The organism is Bacillus cereus group sp. MG4 (genome assembly GCF_040460055.1).
In the GTDB taxonomy this organism is placed as follows: domain Bacteria; phylum Bacillota; class Bacilli; order Bacillales; family Bacillaceae_G; genus Bacillus_A; species Bacillus_A wiedmannii.
The window spans coordinates 1,737,613-1,759,871 of sequence record NZ_JARVGZ010000001.1; the positions used below are offsets into that span (position 1 = coordinate 1,737,613).

Sequence of the window (22,259 nt, forward strand, 5' to 3'; positions counted from 1 at the left end):
GGATTTACAATGAAATTATTAAAAATAAAACATATAATCCCTATATCTGCAGCTGCAATTACATTCGTATGTCATCAAAGTACAGCTGAAGCATCTACCATTCATACAGTAAAAAAGAATGATACACTTTGGGGCATTAGTAAACAATACGGGGTTTCAATACAATCCATTAAACAGGCTAATAATAAAGGAAACGATCAAACTTTTATTGGTGAACAGTTAAATATTCCAGGGTCCACGAACTCAAATGAAATCACCGTTCGTCAAAATGCCAAACCCAAACCTGCGAACATTTCTAGACAAATTATTTATCAAGTACAACAGGGAGATTCATTAGAAACGATAGCAAAGCGTTACAATGTTACCGTTCAATCTATAAAACAAATTAACAATACAGCCGGAAACAAGCTTTATACAGGACAACATTTAAAAATCAACTCAAGCATTTCAGAAAAAGAAAAAGACTTAATGGCACGCTTAGTTACCGCTGAAGCAGGTGGCGAATCCTATAAAGGTAAAGTAGCTGTAGCAAAAGTTATACTAAATCGTGTAAACGCAAAAGGTTTTCCAAATACAATAACAGGCGTTATTTATGAACCTATTAAATACGGATATGCCTTTACTCCTGTTACAGATGGAAGAATTAATCAGCCTGCAAGCCCAGAAGCAAAAATGGCAGTAGAAGAAGCTATCTCCACAAATGGCATACATTCTGATTGGCTTTATTTCTATAATCCAAAAACATCAACAGACAAATGGATTACGACACGTCAAACAGTAGCAGTAATTGGTAACCATCTGTTTGCTAAATAACATTTGAAATCATTAACAGACCTCTTCACTTGAAAGGTCTGTTTTTTTATATGTTAGATTTTATTAATCATATGACATAGTGATCATTTAAAACTATTTCTTCTTTCAAATAAAAACATTTGTATTTATCCCACCACTCCGAGAAATTAAAAAAGCATCAAGTTCAAAAACTCCCTCTTTATTAATAAAAGCTATTTCTTAACTTCATAAAATTGTTATACACTAGAAAAATAAAAACAAACTATTCGTTAGCAGGTGAAAAAATATGTATGATGTTACAATTATCGGTGCTGGAGTAAGTAGCATTTTTATGGCTTATTCACTGGCTAAAAGTAACAAAAAGGTTTTAATTCTTGATAAAGGTAAAACGCTAGAAGATCGCCATTGTCCTTTAGACGAAGGAAAAGTGTGTACTTGTACTACATGTGATAAATATTTCGGATTTGGTGGTTTAGGAAAATCTGAAGGGAAATTTAATTATACAAACGGATTTGGCGGAGAACTTGAGCAAAAAGTCGGTAAAGAAGGCTTTATACAACTTATGGCTGAAGTAGATGAAATTCTATGTCAGTTCGGAGGAAGTTCTGTTTCAAAATATTCTACAGAAAATCCATCTCTCAATAAGAGGGCTGAAGCGTGCGGTTTACAAATGCTAACAACAGAAGTAAGGCATCTTGGCACTACCCTTTCAAGTGAAATTTTTCAGCAACTCTATAAATTTTTACTTACGAAAATAAATATACAATTTCATATAGATGTGCAACATATTATGAAACAGAAAGATCATTTTACAATAGAGACAAATGAAGTAACAGTTCAATCTAAGCAACTAGTATTTGCAACTGGGCGTTCTGGAGCGGATTGGTTAAAAGAAATGTGCACTTCTCTCAATATTTCTCAGGAGCAAACTCGTGTAGATTTAGGGATTAGAGTAGAGATGAAAGAACACCAATTACGTTCTATATTAAAAGATACATTTGAGACAAAACTTTCTTATGAGCATGAACACTTCACCGCAACTACGTACTGTATGAATCCGAAAGGACGCATCATTAGAAAGTACGAAGAAGGTTTAGTTATGCCTGACGGTCAAAATTTTCGAGAGGAAGGAACTGGCACACCTAACTTAAATTTCACTTTATTTATCCCGCGCTATTTTTCAACTCTCAAAGAAGCAAATGTATACGCAAGTTCAATTATTAAAAGCATTAACCAAGGACAAGATCGAATTGTTATACAGCGCTTAGAGGACTTACTAAATAAACAACCTACAACAGAGAACGATATGAAACATAACCGTATACAGCCTACACTACAAGGAGATTACGGAGATTTGCATACAGAGATTCCTCCATTATATATTGAAGGGATTAAAGAATTTTTATTACGTTTAGAACAATTTATTCAAGAACCGATCGATACAGATACTTTATTATATGGAATTGACGGAAAGTTCTATGCTCCTACGATAAAAATCAATAACCATTTTGAAACAAGTGTGCATGGACTATTTTTAGTTGGAGATTGTTCAGGCGTCACTCATTCATTATCTCAAGCTGCTGCAAGTGGATTGTATGTTGGAAAATATTTATCTCATATTTAATTTCTTTCATTAAGATAGCAATCAAATATTTTAACTTCTATAACGCTTTATTTATGTACCTTGTCCTTCCCCCGCTAATGATTATCCCGCCAAGAATCGGGATTTTACGAAATACATATGTAACATAACTATGTATGGTAAAACTATCGACATTCAATTCTAACAAATTGAATGTCAACAGTTTTAAAAGCCTCTATTCATTTCCACTTTCATTTGTTCGATATTTTGTAACATCATCATAGTGTTTAATATGTTAGGATGTCTATAAGTATTTTTTACTACAACTATGACTTTTTCTGTTCTGTTTCAAAAAATAGATTTGCGCTTTAAAATTCCCCATTGTACGTATATGAATACTTCATATTATTACCTTTAGAAACCATTAAATGGTTTATTACACTCTAATAGTTATAAAAATATAATATATAACATAAGTTAAATAAATTGTATAAAGAAGGTGTAAAAATGAAAAATAAAATCAATTTACAAATGCAAAATATAAGCTTTGTTTTAATAATTGCTTTAGCAGTATGGTTAAAAACATATCTTATTACAAGATTCAGTTTTGATTTAAAAATTGAGTCTTCTACACAAGAGCTTATTTTGTTTATTAGCCCTCTCGCTGCATCATTAGCTTTTGTCGGATTAGCATTATTTGCAACCGGTGAAAAGCGAAATTATATAGCGCTATGTATTAATCTCTTATTAACAATCGTACTTGTTGGAAATGTAATGTTCTATGATTTTTATAGTGATTTCGTTACGTTACCCGTACTTGGACAAACATCAAACTTTGGCCAATTAGGCGGCAGTATTATAGAAATATTGAACTACAAAATTATTCTGGCATTCGTAGACATTATTTTCTTCTTTATTTTGTTAAAGAAGAAGGCACTAGTCTTCCAAACAGGACGTGTAACTCATCGGGCACGCTTGTTATATTTTCTCTTAACGTTTGGTATATTTTTTGCGAATCTACACCTTGCAGAAAAAGAACGACCTGAACTATTAACGAGATCATTCGACCGAGTCATGCTTGTTAAAAATTTAGGACTATACACTCATCAAATATATGATTTAACACTGCAAGTAAAAGCAGGATCACAAAAAGCACTTGCTGATAGCAGTAAATTACAAGAAACTGAAAATTACGTAAAGGCAAACCAAAGTGAACCGCATCCTAACATGTTTGGTGTAGCGAAAGGAAAAAACGTAATTGTCGTTACTCTTGAATCACTGCAAACCTTCTTAATAGGCGCATCAGTCAATGGCCAAGAAGTTACACCATTCTTGAATCAATTCATAAATGAAAGCTATTACTTCGATAACTTTTTCCATCAAACTGGCCAAGGAAAAACATCCGATTCTGAATTTCTAATCGATACGTCGTTGTATCCATTAAATCGTGGAGCTGTATTTTTCACGCACGGTAACAATGATTATACTGCGACTCCAGAAATTTTACGTCAGCAAGGCTATTTCACTTCTGTATTTCATGCGAATAACGCAACATTTTGGAATCGTAATATCATGTACTCTGCTCTTGGTTATGATCGTTACTATAATGAACTTGATTACAAAATTACGCCCGAAACAAATTTAAATTGGGGATTAAAAGATATCGAATACTTTGATCAATCAGTAGATATATTAAAAACTGTTGACCAACCCTTTTATGCTCGTTTCCTTACTTTAACGAATCATTATCCATTTACGTATGATGAAGATACAAAATTCATTGAACCATACAACTCTGGTAATGGCGTATTTGATCGTTATATCGTAACAGCACGTTACTTAGACGAATCAATTAAAAAATTTATTGAGCGTTTAAAGGCCGAGGGAATGTATGATGATTCTATTATTGTGTTGTATGGTGATCATTATGGCATTTCTGAAAAACACAATCGCGCAATGGCACAGTTTTTAGAAAAAGATCAAATAACAGAATTTGATACTTTAAATTTACAACGTACACCTTTATATATTCATATGCCTGGGCAAACAGAAGGTCAAACGATTTCAAAGCCTACGGGACAAATCGATATGAAACCTACTATTCTAAACTTACTTGGGATTGATACTACGAACGATATCCGTTTTGGTCATGATATGTTTTCAGATGAATATACCGGTTTTGTTGTTTTACGTGATGGTAGCTTTATTACAGAGAAGTATTCATACACAAACAACACTTTCTATGATCGCATAACAGGTGAAATTGTAGATTTACCAAAAAAAGAAGCACAAGCACTCATTAACCGTGCACAAAACGAATTAAGAATGTCTGACAAAATTATTGAAGGCGATTTATTACGTTTCTCAGAAAGTAATAAAGTTAAAACTGGCGAAGTACAAACTCAAATTAAAGAGACTGAAAAATAATCTAAATATGAAAAGGGAGCAACTCATTAAGGTTGCTTCCTTTTACTCTCTTATAAAAAATCTGATATGTTTTACTTTTATTCTACGCTTGTTTCTAAAGTTACATCTGTATAGGTATGATCATCACCTATATTTAAAATTACTTCACATTGACGTAATCTCAATTCAAAGAGCATGATAGAATCATGATAAACTTCAGGTTGTGATTTCATCTTATGTAACATCTCTTGTTTTTTTTGTATTTCTAAATGAGTGTTTTCTACAGCTTGTTTCAAGGAGTTAAATGGATCCCTAAAGAATATGTTAATATCCCGCTCTTGCGTGTTTTCAAATAACTCAAATTGCAAGAAAAATTTCTTCATAATAGAAGCCGTTACCTCGGTATAATCTTCATTTTCTACATACTGTTTGTATTTGTTATATAGCATACCTTTGTTTTTAGGAAGAACTCCAAATAATTTACCGGCACTTTTCAGTAAAAATTGTGCTGGCGTAAAGCGACGTAAAATATTTACTTCATCCATTTGTATTCTAGTCGTCATTCTGTCAGTATCTCTGCGCCAGTCATCAAGCACTTTAAAATCACATTCTAACTGTATTCGATTTTCTCCAAATAAAGAATTAAGTCCTTCACTAAGTTCTTCTAGGTACGATTGACTTTGAAGGAGCTCATTATTAGAAATCGCAATCCAATTTTGCATAGAAAGAGCAAAATTAGGTAATACAGTTTGTTCTAAATATTTATGTACTCTTTCATTCATCGCTTTATTTAGTTCCGTATCAATGTGCCCGAAATCGCTTTCTTCACTAATTAAATCCGAACAACTCTGTAATATCTTCGGAATATTTTCAGTGAGATCATTCGTAATTTCCGTTTTCATTGTGCGATATGATTTTGTAATGAAATGAATTTTTTCCTTCTCAAAAGTGGTAAGATTATTAATGCTACCATTTAGTTTCACTAGCATTTCTTCATTCCAATGAATAGAATCCACTAAATTGTTTTCTTTCTCAACGCGTTTATCCAATAGATATGTAATTGTTTTTCGAATGAAAAACAATAGCTTTTCCGTACGTGCTGCATCGATATTTTTATGATTAAAGTTAAAATGAATAAACTCAGTTAAATCATTTAATTGTTGACTACTTGTATATAACGAAGAGTAAGGGAAAATTCTCGCATGCGGGAAATATGTGTTTATTCTCGCTTGCGTATCATGTAATACTCTTTTCACTTCTGCATCACTGTAAATGTTATCGATTTTATTTAATAAGAAATGAATTTGTAAATTTGGTGTATGTTCTTGAATGCTTAATAGAATATCACGTTCTTTGTCAGTAAAAGGTGAATCCGCATTCAATACGAATAATAATTCGTCTACAGAATTTAAATATTCGAATACCTCATCTTTAGTATCGTTATTCCTATTAAATCCAGGTGTAACTACAAATGTAAGTTTATTTTCACTTAAAAATCTGCATGGTAATTTAAATTCAACACATGCTCTATCTCTATAAGTTTGATGGTGCTGAGACATCATATGATGGTAATCAGAGACATCTTCCATTGTTGTAATTGCTGAGTCTGTTATGGCATTAATTTCTGTATGCGCATCATTTTTTAAAACTACTACATTTGAAATTGATTTTTCTAATATATTTTCTCCTAATATAGAGTTAATAAATGTAGTTTTTCCGTTTCCTGAAGTTCCCGTTACTAAAATGCGATTTGTTCTTAAATCTGCGAGCTCGCCAACTAACCATCTAAATCGGTGACCCATTTCTATATTATGCTTTTGTGCCCACTCTGTAATAGATTCAAAAAGATGCAAACTATACTCTAAGCCATCCACATGATTAATAGAATATAACAACAGGTTTTCCGCATGTTTTATATTTGCTGAATCTATTTTAGAAGGGAAAATCTCATCCCATGCCAATACAGCTGCTGATGGAAATACAGCATAAGATGGATTGACTACCTTTAACCAATTTGTTAACAAGTTTGGAATGATGTCGTGCAATTGTTTAAGAATATATTGACCTTGAATTAATTCAAAGTACGTTCCTTCGTAAAGAGAAGAAATTTTGTCCCATATATCGGACGAATGTATTTCAATATGTAAGAAAAATTCATTTATTGTGTTAAGCCATAATAAGTAATTTTGTTCGTTTTTATAACTATTCCAAAGTGATGAAACCATTTGCGTAAATTGTACTTGATCTACATTATTTAACGTAACTAATACTTCATAAAAATAATCTGGTGAAATATGTTTAGTAAATCTTTTATCGATATATCCTTTTAAAACCTCAAACCACGGATAAGATTCTGTTCGAATTAACTCATTCACAGCAAGCTCTACTGCACTATCAAAATCTTGCTGCTCCTCATAAAAGGAACGGGCAATTTTTGTGACATTTGGATAATCCGGATTTAAAGAAACTGCTTCTTTAATAACAGCGAAAGCAGCGTCAAAATTATTTTGCTCTATGTAAAGAGAAAGTAATTGTAATCTAATCTCCGTCATCAATATTATATTATCAGTAGTAATGGAAGTATACACATTTTCAGCAACTGGTAATTGATTAAGCTCGAAATAAGCATCGGCAATATTTTTTTGTGCCCATGGTGCTAATTCATTACTCACCTTCTCCCATTTAAAAATAGCTGCTTCAAAATCTTGATGGCGATAATAAAATTCACCTTGTGCAAAACGAATGTAAGATCCATCAGAAATCTCATTTCTTTCTTCGTTTACATAAGCTTCTCCAAGTACGTCAAGAGGTGGTTTTGTTTCATTCTCCATTAGGAATGTTTCATAATACATCTTTTTTATTAATTGTTTTTCTACTCTCATCTTTTCCCCCACTATATCTTGAAAATACATTTTTAAGATATGTCAATACTTTTTGTATGTATGCTTTTTATCTTAACAAAGAATATCTTTTGGAAAATTTCATTTTCCTTTCATTTTTCAAGTTAGATTGAATTTTTATGAGAAAAGTTTCAGTTCTTTTTCAATTCCCTTTCAGTTATGAAACAGTATTAAATGTTCCTAATAACCTAATAACACTATAATATCCCGCATTATATTATCAGAAAAAACCTATATAAATCATATTATAAAAACAATTTATAACGAATATATATGCAAAATTCCCTTCCCCCATAAATGAAAAAAATCATTATCACATATTTCTCAAATTATTTTCCTTTGAAATATTTCAGTAGTTACGTAATTAAATTCCATTAACCTCTATAAATAACTAGTCCAAAAAAAATCTATATGCATATCATGTTATAGTAAAGAATTCAGGAAATCCTAAAAGGAGGCATTTTCATGTTTGAAGATAAATCTAAAATAAATTACCCATATGAATTTACTGAAACTACAACAATCCCTCTAAAAAACCCCATCAATAAAACATACAAAAACGGCTCAGGTACACATACTTTCCCAATTAAAAAACACTATAAAGAACAGGTGTTATATACGGAAAAAATTAATAATAATAAAAACAAATAACCTTATAGACTTTTATGCCAATTAAACAAATAAGAATCTATATTAGACCTTGCATAGTTATAGGTAATATATAAATCTTTCTTTTACAACTCATGTACTTTTAAAAAGTGCTGATATACAGCGCTTTTTTATACATAGATAATGGAAGAACAAAAAGGTATGGATATTTCCCATACCTTTTTGTTCTTTACTATTTATAAATAAAGTACGTCCATGTTTATTTTACCTAGTCGCACTTTAATGGCCCTTCTAGAAAATATAAAAACTAGTTTAATTAAAAATCAATTTCTTAGCCAATGCTCCTGTCAGAAGAATTTTACTGGTAGGAGTCATTGGAGAAAGGAGTAGATTTATGATGGATCACAAAGTTAAAGAAGCACCCAAGAATTATATAGGCCATTATTGCTCTATTATATTTACCAAACATCGTTTCAAAGCTACTTAGTTTTCATAAAATATTTGTAACTACTCAGCTTCTTCAAATAAAAAAACAGGCCAAATACATGTTTCCGATTCGAAAACATGAAAAGAAAATACTCCAATAAGAGAAAGAATCTAGATCAAATAGAGAATTTCTCTTATGAAGTTGTGCGATTCCAAGGAACCGTTCCGGTTTCTATAACCTGGCCTATTGCTCGTAAGACAGATTGTTTTTGTTTTTTCATGGTAGTTATAAAGCTTCGTATCTGACAAAAAGATTCTGCGCCTTTCTTACTTCGAAAAGTCCCAGACACTTTCTGTTTGACTTTCGTCATTCGAATATCCCGTTCCGCTTGATTATTGTCAAATGGAATGTCTGGATGTTCCAAGAATGCTAGAATTCTATCAGCATATTTGACGAAGCGATTCCATAAATTTTGAGCAGGCGTCTGCTTTCCTTTCTTTTTTAATTTTGCAGAAAAGACTGGTTGTTCTTTCAATATGGCTTGATAGACAGTAAACAGATTCTGTTGCTTTGCTTTTGGCAGACTTCCTTTGTATTGTTTTTTCAGCGTTAAAGCTTGCGTGAGAAATTTCTGCATCTGTTGAGCCCATTTTTGCCCCGTACTATCTATAATTCCTTGCAAATCTCGTAAGAGATGGGCATTGCATAATACATGTCGACAATCTGTATACGCATCATACGATTTCCAACCATCATGCATCGCAATTCCAGAAAAAGACGGTAAAATTCCGCCTGCATCCATTGCTTCTTTTCCGCGTTTTTGATGAATATGTTGCAAGGTCACCTCCGGTGTACTAGCGGTATGTAACCATTGTGTTTTATTTTTTACTCGCATACCGGTTTCATCAAAATGGACAACAGAAGACTGAAGGATCTTGTCTTTTACTTCTTGAAGAAAGGGCTGCAATTGAGCCGAAAAACTGTTTGTATGATTGACTAACGTTCCTTCACTAATCGAATGCCCAAAATAATCTTGAAAGAATTCTTTCGTTCGTTTCAAAGAAAGACACTGATAATGCGTTAAATAGGGAATCAGTCTTTTTATATTTGGACCATATTGAACAGGACGAGAGACAGTAGAAGGAAATTGTGATTCTTGGATAGAATGGCAATGTGGGCATTCTTTTTGTGACACTTTATGTTCTGTCACTTCTATCTGGATAGGTGGTAAATCATACACTTGGCGAATGCGGTATCCTTTTACAGGTTCTTGGTGTAAGGAAGTGTTACAACAAGTACAATGTGTAGGAGAATAGGTAATCGTATGGTCCGGAGTCGTTGTCAAATAAAGCGTATGTCCTTTGTGGCCCAACTGGCCACCGGTTTGACGATGAGACGGTTTGCGCAAACTTTTTGTAACGGGCTTACCCAAACCATCTGTAGAAGGTGGATTATGACTATTTTTGGAGTTTTTTTTGAAGCATTTTCTGAAGCATTTTCTAGTTCTTGTATACGTTTTTCTAACTTAGAAAATGTTTCTTCAAATAAAGAAATAACAGCTTCAGGTCCTTTTTTATATGCATCTAAAATGATTTTTCGATGGATCATCCTATTCACCTCCCTGTTTGATATACTCAGTATTTACAAATGGGAGGCATATGAAACAAGTAAAATAAAAAAAGACACCAAAAGGTGGCTGAGTAGTTACAAATATTTTTTGTTTCCGTTGGAATGGATAGGCTTTAATCTCATCTGTATCTAAATTTTCATGAAATAAATGAATGGCTATAATTTGTCTACAATCGTAAGTATGATAATAATATGTTCCGGACTCCATACACATTACGCTTGTATAAATGGTATTATCTAATGCACCTTCTTCTGTTATTACTCCGCCTTTAGGAACCTCGCAATTTGATAAAATATGAAATAGGGCCGATACTCCCTCTTCTTCACTATCTATACCTTGAATGTTTTGTTTGCCATATGCTGCCCGCACAAACCTTGATGGCGGGGTGAAATCCCCTGGAAGTCCCATTGAACCTGAGCCCTGACCAAAAGCACTTAATGGTAAGTTACTCCACTCAGTTGGCGCGAATGGCTGCGATTTAAGGCCTATATATTGTCTTAAATTTTGCAAATGCCAATTAAACTCCGGACTATTCGTCATCACTCCTAGTGGGTTATCATACATTTTTAATCCTTCATTTGTTGGCTCCAGTACAATGCAATCTCCCCATTTATCCGCTAAAATCCAATGTAGTGGTGGCGTAAGCCCTAAATCCGGTAATGGTATATCCAAAAAGGTAAGGCTATCTACAGATTTCTTTAACTCTTTGACAGAATTGAATTGTGTCAAACTCCAAGTCACAAAATCAAATGGGGCCAAATTTGTATTGTTATCATCTATGCTTTGACTATAAGTAGCGAATCCTGGAAAATAGAGTGTTGCACATGTCATACCTGCTTCATTTACTCCGTCCGCCATAATGATCCTTCCTTGATGATTAATTCCCATTCCGACCGTAGCATGTTTCGTATTAATAATTTCACCAGTTATATTATTCCACTGGTAATGTCGAGGAATGATTATTACTTCTTGATTCAAATCTAATGTGAAGTCCATCGTTCTTGCAAAAAGATGCTGACCGTTTTTTGTCTGTAATGTCAAACTAGTACACATAAAGAACACCCCATTTTATGGTTTTATCTACACTTTACATATTTTTGATAAATCTGTAAATTAAAAACTCTTTCCTTACAAAGAAAATGAGAAAGCACATATAAATTACAAATAGGTTGAGGTTATCTCTAGTTTATAAATGAATTTTTAAAATATAGTTGCAAAAGAATTATATTAAAAAGGAGCGACTTGTTACTATCGCTCCTTTTTATTTCTCTCTATGTTTTATTAAAATAACAAGGAACCATTTTTTCTCTATGAACAGTACCCCTACATAACCCTCTTAAACATCTTCTCCAACTCATAAGTAGAATGATGCACAAGAATTGGTCTTCCGTGCGGACATGTGTATGGGTTTGTTGTTGTACGTAGTTCTTCCAGTAAAGCAAATATTTGATCGTTCGTTAAATATTGATTTGCTTTAATGGATGCTTTACAGCTCATCATGATGGCTGCTTCTTCACGTAGTTTTTTAATGTCAACTTTTTTTAGTTTGACGACTTGTTCCATCATTTCGTCGATAATTTCTGTTTCTTGTCCTTTCGGGAACCACGTTGGATGCGAGCGGACGATAAAGGATTGATGGCCGAATTGCTCCAAGAATAATCCAACTTTTTTCAGTTCTTCTAGTTGCTCTTCGACACGTAAAAATTCAGTAAGAGATAGGTCAATACGGTATGGTACAAGTAGTTCTTGTACTTCTTGCGCTACCCTTCCTACTTTATCCCGGAAGTATTCATAATTAATACGTTCCTGCGCGGCATGTTGGTCAATCATATATAAGCCTTTATCATTTTGAGCGAAAATATATGTTCCATGCATTTGTCCAATTGGATAAAGTGGCGGTAAGTCATTACCGTTCATTTCAATCTCTTCTATTTCCTGAACTTCTTCTTCCAATTCCTCTAATTCAAAGTCTTCATCGTTACTGTTCCACGATTTCTCTTTTTGAATTGGTTCTTCCATTATCGGTTTAGTAGATGGTTGCCAACTTTGTTCTTCTCTTACGAGCGACTGTGGTGGTTGCCATTCTTGCTTTGGCGGTTGCCACAGTTGCGCTGGCTGTTTCACAGCCAGTGGTTCTTCTCGTTTTTCATCCATGCCAGTCGGTAAAACGATGTCCGGCATAGATGGTTCTTTCGGCTTCGCATGCTCAAACTGAAACTGTTCTTGCACACTTTCATCTTTTTCTTTTTTCTTCGTTGTTACACCTGCATCTGGAATGAGCTGTATTTTTTTGAATGCCGATTGCAATGTTTCTTCGATAAGCTTTAGTAATTCTTGTTCTTTACTAAAACGAACTTCTAATTTCGCTGGATGTACGTTAACGTCAACAAGCATTGGATCCATTTCAATCGATAAGAAGCCGATTGGATATCGTCCGACTGGCAGTAACGTATGGTATCCTTGCTGAATGGCTTTCATTAATACGAAATTTCGAACGTAACGGCCATTTACGATCGTTGACATATAATTTCGAGATGCTCTCGTTACTTCTGGTAATGTTACATAGCCTTTAATTGTAAAATCTAAAGATTCAGCTTCAATTGGAACAAGCTTCTTCGCAACTTGAATGCTATAAATCGATGCAAGTACTTGTCTTACATCACCATTTCCTGATGTATGAAGCAATTTCTTTTCATTATGAAACAGCTTTAATGATACTTCTGGATGTGACATTGCAATACGATACACAATATCTGTAATATTCCCAAGCTCTGTATGAATGGTTTTCATATATTTAAGACGCGCTGGTGTATTAAAGAATAAGTTTTGTACTGTAATATCTGTTCCTTTTCGGCTCGCTGTTTTCTCCTGCTTTATAATGTCTCCACCTTTAATCATAAGGTGTGTACCAGGCGCATCACCTGTGCTAGTGATTAATTCTAATTCACTAACTGAGGCAATACTCGGCAATGCCTCACCGCGGAAACCGAGTGTTCTAATGCGAAACAGATCGTTTTCATCTTTAATTTTGCTCGTCGCATGTCGTTCAAAAGCGACGATACAATCTTCTTCTGCAATGCCATCCCCATTATCAATGATGCGAATTTTTGATAAACCAGCTTCTTCTAAGTGGATTTCAATAGATGTACTATTCGCATCGATAGAATTTTCCACAAGTTCTTTTACGACTGAGGCAGGGCGCTCTACTACTTCCCCTGCCGCAATTAAGTTAGAGAGTTGATCATCGAGTTTGCGAATTTTCCCCATCTACTTACTCATCCTTTCTTTAACTTTTTCTGCAAGCGATACAGTTCGTTCATCGCCTCTAAAGGTGTCATATCAAGTAAATCAATTTTTTTAATTTGCGTAAGTACTGCCGTTTCTTTTGCATCTAGAACTGACTTGTCTTGTTTTTTCGAAGATTGTTCTCCACCAAAGAATGATAATTGCGATTCTTCCTCAGTCTCTACTTTCGTCTCTTGTATTTCTGCTGGTTCTTCTTTTACAACAGCTGCTTCTGGAGCCACTTCTTGTACTTTCACTTCTGTACGCTTTGGAATAATAATTTCTTCTTGTCCTTCTAGTTGCGCTAACACTTCTTTCGCACGAGCGATTAAGCTATCTGGAAGCTCCGCAAGTTGCGCAACGTGAATTCCGTAACTTTTATCAGCTGCTCCATCTTGAATTTTATGAAGGAATACTACTTTTCCGTTCTCTTCAATAGCTGAAACGTGTACATTCTTCAATTGTCCTAAACTTTCTTCTAGCACCGTCAATTCATGATAATGCGTAGAGAATAACGTTTTCGCACCAATTTGGTCATGAATATGTTCAATGATTGCTTGTGCAAGTGCCATACCATCATACGTAGATGTACCGCGTCCAATTTCATCGAATAAAATTAAACTTCTTTCTGATGCATTTGCAATTGCATTTTTCGCTTCTAACATTTCGACCATAAATGTACTTTGACCCGAAATTAAATCATCCGCTGCACCAATTCTCGTAAAGATTTGATCGAATACAGGTAATACCGCTTCTGTTGCTGGTACGAAACAACCAATCTGTGACATAACAGTTACAAGTGCTAATTGTCTCATATACGTACTTTTACCAGACATGTTCGGTCCTGTAATTAAAAAGACATCCATCTTCTCCGGCATAATACAATCATTCGGTACATACAATTTCCCGTTCAATACTTTTTCAACGACAGGATGACGACCATCTTTAATAAAGATTTCGCGCTTAGTTGTTAAAACCGGTTTTACAAACTGTTCTTCTTCACTAACTGTCGCGAAACTTTGCAGTACGTCTAATTCACTAATTACTTTCGCTAAATGTTGTAATTTCGGAATAAATACTTTTACTTCTTCACGAAGCGCTGTAAATAAATCATATTCTAATTGTACAATTTTCTCTTCTGCTTCTAAGATTAATGTTTCTTTTTCTTTCAATTCATCTGTAATGAAACGTTCCGCATTAGCAAGCGTTTGTTTACGCTCATAGCGGCCTTCTGGAAGCGCTGCAAGATTCGCCTTCGTCACTTCAATGTAGTAGCCGAAAATACGGTTGTACCCGATTTTTAACGATTTAACTCCTGTAATATCACGCTCTCGTTTTTCAAGCTCAGCGATCCACGTTTTCCCGTTTTTACTAACGTAACGATATTGATCAAGCTTGTCATTATAACCGTCTTTAATAATATCTCCATCTTTAATAGAAAGCGGTGGGTTTTCTTGAATACTTCTTCCTAGTAATTCAGTTAAGCTCTCACATGGATCCGCACCTTGAATTAACCTTGCTGCATAAGCATTATCTAACAGACTAATCGCTTCTAAAATAGCCGGTACTTGAAGTAAAGATCGTCTTAACTGTAATAAGTCCCGTGCATTCACATTACCAAATGCAACTTTCCCTGCTAAACGTTCTAAATCATATACTTCTTTTAATTTTTCTTTTAAATCTTCACGTAAGAAGTAATCATTTACAAATGTTTCAACCATTTCTAAACGCTCTTCTACTTTTTCTTTTTGGATCAGCGGACGTTCCATCCACTGTTTTAACATACGACCACCCATAGCTGTTTTCGTTTTATCTAATAGCCATAATAATGATCCTGTTTTTTCTTTCGTTCGGAGTGTTTCTGTCAGCTCTAAATTTCGCTTTGAATGCACATCAATTTTCATAAATTGATTCGTATAATAAATTTCCACTGGTTGTAAATGGTCTAACGAACGTTTTTGCGTTCTTATTACATAGTTAAATAAGCGTCCAACTGCTTTAATTAACTTTGCTTGCGAAACGTTTTTCACAAGATGTTCTAACCCTTCCGGAATCGTTGTTGCATCTTCATACGAAATCGTCATTTTTAATGTTGCAGTTAATTTATTTAATTCATCTTTTGAAAATGTAGAATCTACAACAATTTCTTTTGAACCAGTTGCATACACTTCTAATAAAATATCTTCTACTGAACCTGTTAACAACGTTACTGTATTTTGTCCAGTCGTTAAATCATTACAAGCTAAAGCATACGATCCATCTTCAAAATGTGTTAATGCTGCTAAGAAGTTATTTTCTTTCTCATCAATAGTACGCCCTTCCATCATCGTTCCTGGCGTAATTAGTTGTACGACTTCACGGCGTACTACACCTTTAGCTGTTTTTGGATCTTCCACTTGCTCACAAACAGCTACTTTATATCCTTTTTCAACAAGTTGTTCAATATAATTTTTAGCTGCATGATGTGGTACACCGCACATCGGTATACGATCACTACTACCACCATCTCGGCTCGTTAATGTAATTTCAAGTTCATGAGCTGCTTTAACCGCATCTTCAAAGAACATTTCATAAAAATCACCTAATCGGAAAAATAAAAAGGCATCTTGATAGTCTGCCTTAACCTTTAAATATTGCTGTATCATAGGGGTATATTGAGTCATACTTTTCCTCCATAATTCTTACATAGTAATCAATTTTCATATATGTCACACTTCACGGACATCCATATCTCCTATTTCAGGAGTCTTTCCTCATTATAGCACATTTCATAAGGAATCATGTTCATTCAAGCATCACTTATGTAAAGTAAAAAGCTAGGAAGAACTTCTCCCTAGCTTTCTATTACTCTTCTTCTGCATCGACGATAAAGTTCGGATCTAATTCTTCAAACTCATCATCATCGACTTGGAAATCCTCGTCTGATTCTACGCAACCCTCAGGATTTACACTTACACAAATTTTCGTTTCCCCAACTACTTCTGTTACAAATTCACGTTCTACAGTTACAACAATTTTATTACCATTTGGTGATACAAGAGCTTCTAAACAATTTGGTGGCTGAATGACACGAGCAATAATTTCTAAATCATCACCAGAAAAGTTTTTATCACGATACCCAATACTCACTTCATCAGTGTAGTTCACACGTTCTGTTACAACTTCTGTCTTTGTATTACCATCAAATGAATACCAAGTGTTCACATCATAGAAACCTTCAATTTCCACATGCTTTCCATTCTTTCTTGCTTCGTACGAGTGGTTAATTACCCAGCACCCTAAAATACTTGTTGGCTCATTATTCGATTCACATGTATGCGTTGACTTTGTATACTTACGTCCTTTTCCAACCACTGCTTTTGTAATAATCTCTCTAAATTCGGACATTCGTAACCCTCCTCAATCACTATTCACTTAATCATATGCGTGACAATAGCGGAATGTGTCATTCTTTTTTCGAGAAGAACTTACGTTTAACCCACTAAAAAAAGAGATGTCAATTCGACATCTCTTTAACAACCACAATTTCCTTTTTTACTTTCTACCTCTGCGCCCGTTTCACCCTTCAATACATCGCCATTAGTTGAAATTAATATTTCATCTGTTACGTTGTTAGAAATCGTACTTGCAACTAGCTGTAGTAAGTCATTTACATATGTTTGTGAAGATTTAAATTCTTGCACAACTGGGATACTATCCAACTTATCTTGCAATGCATCAATGTCAGCTTCTACTTTTTTCAAAGCTTCCCATTTCCCGTAATGCTGCAAGTTTACTGCTTGTTTTTGCAGTGCTTTAATTTCATCAATTGCGCGCTTTACATTTTCATTTTTATGAATTTGCGCCTCTGCTTTCTTAAAGAAATCAACTTCTTCTGTTTCAGAAATCATTTTTGCTAATTCTTTCGCTTGTTCAACAATGTCATCTTTCGAATATGCTTTCATCTATTATTCCACCTCAATCGGCTCTTCAACTAATTCCCCGTTAAGAGACCAAGTTTTTGCTTCCGTTACTTTTACTTTCACAAGCTGACCAATTAAAGATTTTGAAGCGACGAAGTTTACAAGTTTATTCGTACGAGTATAACCTGCGAGTACTTCTGGATTATTTTTACTTTCCCCATCAACTAACACTTCTACAATTTGACCTTTGTAACGATTATTCTTTTCAATTGCCAACGTATTTACTAGTGTATTTAAGCGTTGAAGACGTTCTTTTTTCACTTCCATCGGTACATTATCTTTCATTTTTGCAGCTGGTGTACCTTCGCGCGGAGAATAAATAAAGGTAAAGGCAGTATCAAATCCTACTTCACGATATAACGACATCGTTTCTTCAAATTGCTCATCTGTTTCATTCGGGAAACCAACGATAATATCAGTTGTGAATACTGCATTTGGAATTGCTTCTTTAATTTTTCTTACAAGTTCTAAATAATGCTCACGTGAATATTTGCGCGCCATAATTTTTAACATATCTGTGCTTCCAGATTGAACTGGTAAGTGAATATGTTCTACTAAGTTTCCACCTTTTCCAAGCACTTCAATTAAGTGATCATCGAAATCACGTGGATGGCTCGTTGTAAAACGAATACGGGCAATATCAACTTTACGGAGTTCGTCCATTAAATCGCCAAGACCGTATTCAAAATCTTCAAAGTCTTTACCATATGCATTTACGTTCTGGCCAAGTAATGTAATTTCTTTATAACCATTCGCAGCTAAATGACGAATTTCTTGGATAATGTCTTCTGGACGTCTGCTTCGCTCTTTTCCACGTGTATACGGCACGATACAATATGTACAGAACTTATCACAGCCATACATAATATTTACCCAAGCTTTAATATCACCACGGCGTACTTTCGGAAGGTTTTCAATTACATCCCCTTCTTTTGACCAAACTTCAACTACCGTCTCCTTCGAGAACATCGCATCTTTAAGAATATACGGCAACCTATGAATATTATGCGTTCCAAACACCATATCTACATGCTGATTTTTTTGCATAATTTTATTTACAACAGATTCTTCTTGAGACATACAACCACATACACCAATTAAAAGGTCCGGATTTCTTCTTTTTAATGACTTTAAATGACCTAGTTCACCGAACACTTTATTTTCAGCATTTTCACGAATTGCACAAGTATTTAATAAAACTACATCTGCATCTTCAGTTGAAAAGGTTGGCTCATATCCAAGTGCGGTGAAAATACCCGCCATTACTTCCGTATCATGCTCATTCATTTGACAACCATATGTACGAATATAGAACTTTCTTCCTGTACCAAAATTGCGAAATTCTTCAGGTAAGCCAAAATCCCGTTCAATTTTAACTTCTTCTTTCCCTCGTTTTTTCGCGTCTTTTAAGGAAGGTGGTTGGTATACACTTTCAAAGTATTTACTATAATCTTTCTCTTCTTTTTTCGTAGAGGAATTTGCTTGTCGACTTGCTAATCGTTGTTGCTCGTTCATTGGTAATCTCCTTTCACCCTTAACTATACACACTCTATAGTCCATTTTAATGCGCTTTGACTCACCTCAAAAATGGTTAGATAGCTTGAGAGATAACTTGTCCTTTGAAACTTGAGTAATCAATCTAATCATTCATAAGAATGAAGTCTTCCCCACACAAATAGACATTCCCTTTTCATACTTCTTTTTGTCCTATCCAAAAGCATATTGCTTTATCCCTATAAACATTACCATAGTATGAAGCGTTGCGCCAATTTTAACAAGAAAGAGGCTCTGTCTGATCTTACATTTCATCAGCAATGAACTCGCCATTTTCATACAACGATTTATATATTATTTTACCATTCTGAATTTTCCAAGTAAATAAGACTACCCTATATTTTTTACTCATAAAAAAAGGTTACCAAATGGCAACCTCCTCTTCTTATATTACATAAATTCAGCAACAAGTTCATCAAACATTTTCTGATCCATATTTAAATCAGCTTGCACTAAAGGCTTCTCACTATAGCCTTTTACAAGTTCTTGGTATGAAGGTTGCGCTGTATTTTGATATATTAAACCTGTTACTAATCCGTTATTTTCCATTAACGTTTGCATAGCCATCATGCGATTAGACGGATCATACCCCTCTACTGTACTTAGTTTTGTTAAATTCTCTTTAAACCAATCGTAAGTATTTACTTTATTGTAAGTAACACATGGGCTGTATACGTTAATTAATGAAAATCCTTTATGGTTAATACCAGCTTCAATAATTTGTGTTAATTCTTTTAAATCACTTGAAAAGCTTTGCGCCACAAATGTCGCACCAGCTGTTAAAGCCATTTCCATAACATTTAGTGACGGTTCAATTGAACCTTGTGGTGTGCTTTTCGTTTTAAATCCAGCTTCACTACGCGGTGAAGTTTGCCCTTTTGTTAATCCGTAAATTTGGTTATCCATTACGATGTACGTAATGTCGATGTTACGACGAATAGAATGGATTGTATGTCCCATACCAATCGCAAATCCATCACCGTCACCACCTGATGCGATAACTGTTAAATCACGATTTGCCATTTTCACACCTTGTGCAATTGGAAGGGCACGACCATGAATACTATGCACACCATATGAATTAATATAACCTGAAATACGACCTGAACAGCCGATACCGGAGACAACAGCAAGTTCATCTGGATTTAAACCAACGTTAGCTGCCGCACGTTGAATTGCAGCTTGCACCGAGAAGTCTCCGCAACCTGGGCACCAGTTTGGTTTTACGCTGTTACGAAAGTCCTTAAATGTTGCCATTTAATACAACCCCTTTTTTGCATTCGTTGTAAATCTCTTTCGGCAAGAATGGGTTCCCATCATATTTTAAAAGACTAGAAATTTTCTCACCGTTACCAAGATTCATTTTCATAATGTTAGCAAGCTGACCTGTTGCATTGTTTTCTACCACTACAACACGCTTCGCATTTTTCACAAGTGGATCGATTTCAGCTGTCGGGAACGGGTGAATTAAGCGTACATGAGCATGGTTTATTTTCATACCCTCTTGTTCTAAACGCTCCATTGCTTCTTCGATCGCACCACGAGTTGAGTTAAATCCAACAAGCAATACGTCCGCTTCTTCATGCTTAACATTTTTATAGACAGGGGTATTAAACTTCAAGTTCTCCATTTTACGGAAACGTTTGTCCATTTGATCTTTACGGTTTATTGCTGATTCAGATGGTTTACCAGTTTCATCATGTTCTACACCTGTAACATGGTGAACACCATTTTTCATACCAGGTAAAACACGTGGTGAAACGCCATCTTCGGTTACTTCATAGCGCTTGAAGTATGCTTTATTTTCACGTTCTGGTAATTCCGCTTCTAAATCAAGCTTACCGCGACGAATTTCCACTTTATCTAACGTAAGCGGTTCTACAGTTTGTTTTCCTAAAGAAAGCTGTAAATCCGTTAAGAAAATAACAGGTACTTGATATTCTTCAGCTAGGTTAAATGCTTCTACAATATCATAGAAAGCTTCTTCAACTGTACTTGGCGCCATTACGATTTTTGGAATCTCACCATGCGTACCGTAAATCATCGCCATTAAATCCGACTGCTCTTGTTTCGTTGGTAATCCTGTACTTGGACCACCACGTTGTGTATCAACAATTACTAATGGTGTTTCTGTAATACCCGCTAAACCAATCGCTTCCATCATTAAAGATAGACCCGGACCGGCAGATGCAGTTAATGTACGAACACCAGCATAGTTTGCACCGATTGCCATTGTACAAGCTGCGATTTCATCCTCAGTTTGGATTACTGTTCCACCAACTTTTGGCAATTTTTTAATTAAGTATTCCATAATTTCAGATGCAGGTGTAATTGGATATGCAGACATAAAGCGAGCACCACCAGCTACCGCACCAAATGCGATTGCATCGTTTCCAATCATAAACATGCGTTTCTTACCATCAGCTTTTTCAAGCTGCATCATGTTTACTTTCTCACCAAGCAATTCTTTCATATATTGAGAGCCGCGCTTAATTGCGTCCATATTCTTTTGAACGACTTGCTCTCCTTTACGACCAAAGATTTCTTCAACAACATTTAAATAAGCTGTTTCATCTAATCCTAATACCGCACTTGATGCCCCAACAGCAACCATGTTTTTCATTAATGATGTGCCTAATTCTGAAGCAATATCTGTAAACGGTATCACATATAGATTTACATCTGTATTATCAGGTATTGTTGGATTAAATTTCGCATCCGCAACTACAATTCCACCTGGACGTAGTTCGTGGAAGTTAAAATCAATTGTTTCTTGATCAAAAGCAATTAAAATATCTAAATCATCTGAGATCGCGCGTACTTCTGTTGTACTTACGCGAATTTTATTATTTGTATGGCCGCCTTTAATACGTGATGAGAAGTGGCGGTAACCGTATAGGTAATATCCTAATCGGTTTAATGCAATACAGAAGATTTCTCCTGTACTTTCAATTCCTTCACCTTGTTGGCCTCCAACTTTCCATGAAAGTTGACTAATCATCTCCTACACCCCTTTTGGCTGCATTCATTGTAGTGTATTTTTTTACAGTAATAGTTTAGCATTTTTTATACAAATAAACTACAACGGACGCAAATTATGCCTCTTCTGATT

General features: G+C 34.8%; 12 protein-coding genes and 2 pseudogenes. 4 read left to right on the forward strand and 10 right to left on the reverse strand.

What is annotated here, in order from left to right; genetic code table 11:
* Positions 1 to 9 precede the first annotated feature (9 nt).
* The 3 genes from QCI41_RS09135 (at position 10) to QCI41_RS09145 (ending at position 4,801) form a co-directional block, all read left to right on the forward strand.
* Positions 10 to 813, forward strand: a complete 804-nt coding sequence (locus QCI41_RS09135; protein WP_046956510.1) for a cell wall hydrolase — start codon at positions 10 to 12, stop codon at positions 811 to 813.
* Positions 814 to 1,078: 265 nt separating this feature from the next.
* Positions 1,079 to 2,416: an NAD(P)/FAD-dependent oxidoreductase gene (locus tag QCI41_RS09140; RefSeq protein WP_353837580.1), complete on the forward strand. Its 1,338-nt coding sequence runs from the start codon at positions 1,079 to 1,081 to the stop codon at positions 2,414 to 2,416.
* A gap of 465 nt (positions 2,417 to 2,881) precedes the next feature.
* Positions 2,882 to 4,801: an LTA synthase family protein gene (locus QCI41_RS09145; RefSeq protein ID WP_353837579.1), complete on the forward strand. Its 1,920-nt coding sequence runs from the start codon at positions 2,882 to 2,884 to the stop codon at positions 4,799 to 4,801.
* Positions 4,802 to 4,878: 77 nt separating this feature from the next.
* Here QCI41_RS09145 and QCI41_RS09150 read toward each other — a convergent pair whose 3' ends face one another.
* A complete protein-coding gene (locus QCI41_RS09150; protein ID WP_353837578.1) occupies positions 4,879 to 7,662 on the reverse strand; it encodes a dynamin family protein in 2,784 nt (927 codons plus the stop codon).
* Between the two features lie 483 nt (positions 7,663 to 8,145).
* Here QCI41_RS09150 and QCI41_RS09155 point away from each other — a divergent pair, with 483 nt between their 5' ends.
* Positions 8,146 to 8,331 (forward strand): hypothetical protein, encoded by a 186-nt coding sequence (locus QCI41_RS09155; protein WP_000461131.1) that lies wholly within the window; start codon positions 8,146 to 8,148, stop codon positions 8,329 to 8,331.
* Between the two features lie 578 nt (positions 8,332 to 8,909).
* On the opposite strand, the pseudogene tnpC reads toward QCI41_RS09155, so the two are convergent.
* The 9 genes and pseudogenes from tnpC to QCI41_RS09205 all read right to left on the reverse strand — a co-directional run bounded on the left by tnpC (position 8,910) and on the right by QCI41_RS09205 (position 22,148).
* Positions 8,910 to 10,324 (reverse strand): annotated as a pseudogene (gene tnpC, locus QCI41_RS09160) (IS66 family transposase).
* Positions 10,325 to 10,424: 100 nt separating this feature from the next.
* A pseudogene (locus tag QCI41_RS09170) lies at positions 10,425 to 11,399 on the reverse strand (choloylglycine hydrolase family protein); the annotation flags it as partial.
* 270 nt (positions 11,400 to 11,669) lie between these two features.
* Positions 11,670 to 13,613, reverse strand: coding sequence for a DNA mismatch repair endonuclease MutL (gene mutL, locus QCI41_RS09175; RefSeq protein ID WP_000516495.1), 1,944 nt, complete (start codon positions 13,611 to 13,613; stop codon positions 11,670 to 11,672).
* A gap of 8 nt (positions 13,614 to 13,621) precedes the next feature.
* Positions 13,622 to 16,294, reverse strand: a complete 2,673-nt coding sequence (mutS, locus tag QCI41_RS09180) for a DNA mismatch repair protein MutS (protein ID WP_353837577.1) — start codon at positions 16,292 to 16,294, stop codon at positions 13,622 to 13,624.
* A gap of 181 nt (positions 16,295 to 16,475) precedes the next feature.
* On the reverse strand, positions 16,476 to 17,018 hold the full coding sequence (gene cotE / locus QCI41_RS09185; protein ID WP_001288802.1) for an outer spore coat protein CotE: 543 nt from the start codon (positions 17,016 to 17,018) through the stop codon (positions 16,476 to 16,478).
* A gap of 125 nt (positions 17,019 to 17,143) precedes the next feature.
* Positions 17,144 to 17,575: a YlbF/YmcA family competence regulator gene (locus QCI41_RS09190; protein WP_060487531.1), complete on the reverse strand. Its 432-nt coding sequence runs from the start codon at positions 17,573 to 17,575 to the stop codon at positions 17,144 to 17,146.
* A gap of 3 nt (positions 17,576 to 17,578) precedes the next feature.
* Positions 17,579 to 19,108 (reverse strand): tRNA (N6-isopentenyl adenosine(37)-C2)-methylthiotransferase MiaB, encoded by a 1,530-nt coding sequence (gene miaB / locus QCI41_RS09195; protein ID WP_001005405.1) that lies wholly within the window; start codon positions 19,106 to 19,108, stop codon positions 17,579 to 17,581.
* A 429-nt stretch (positions 19,109 to 19,537) separates the two neighbouring features.
* Positions 19,538 to 20,404, reverse strand: a complete 867-nt coding sequence (locus QCI41_RS09200) for a 2-oxoacid:ferredoxin oxidoreductase subunit beta (protein ID WP_000190162.1) — start codon at positions 20,402 to 20,404, stop codon at positions 19,538 to 19,540.
* Positions 20,391 to 22,148 carry a 2-oxoacid:acceptor oxidoreductase subunit alpha gene (locus QCI41_RS09205; RefSeq protein ID WP_088081426.1) on the reverse strand — a complete coding sequence of 586 codons (1,758 nt, stop codon included), beginning with the start codon at positions 22,146 to 22,148 and terminating at the stop codon, positions 20,391 to 20,393. The genes QCI41_RS09200 and QCI41_RS09205 overlap by 14 nt, the downstream gene beginning before the upstream one ends.
* Between the last annotated feature and the right edge of the window lie 111 nt (positions 22,149 to 22,259).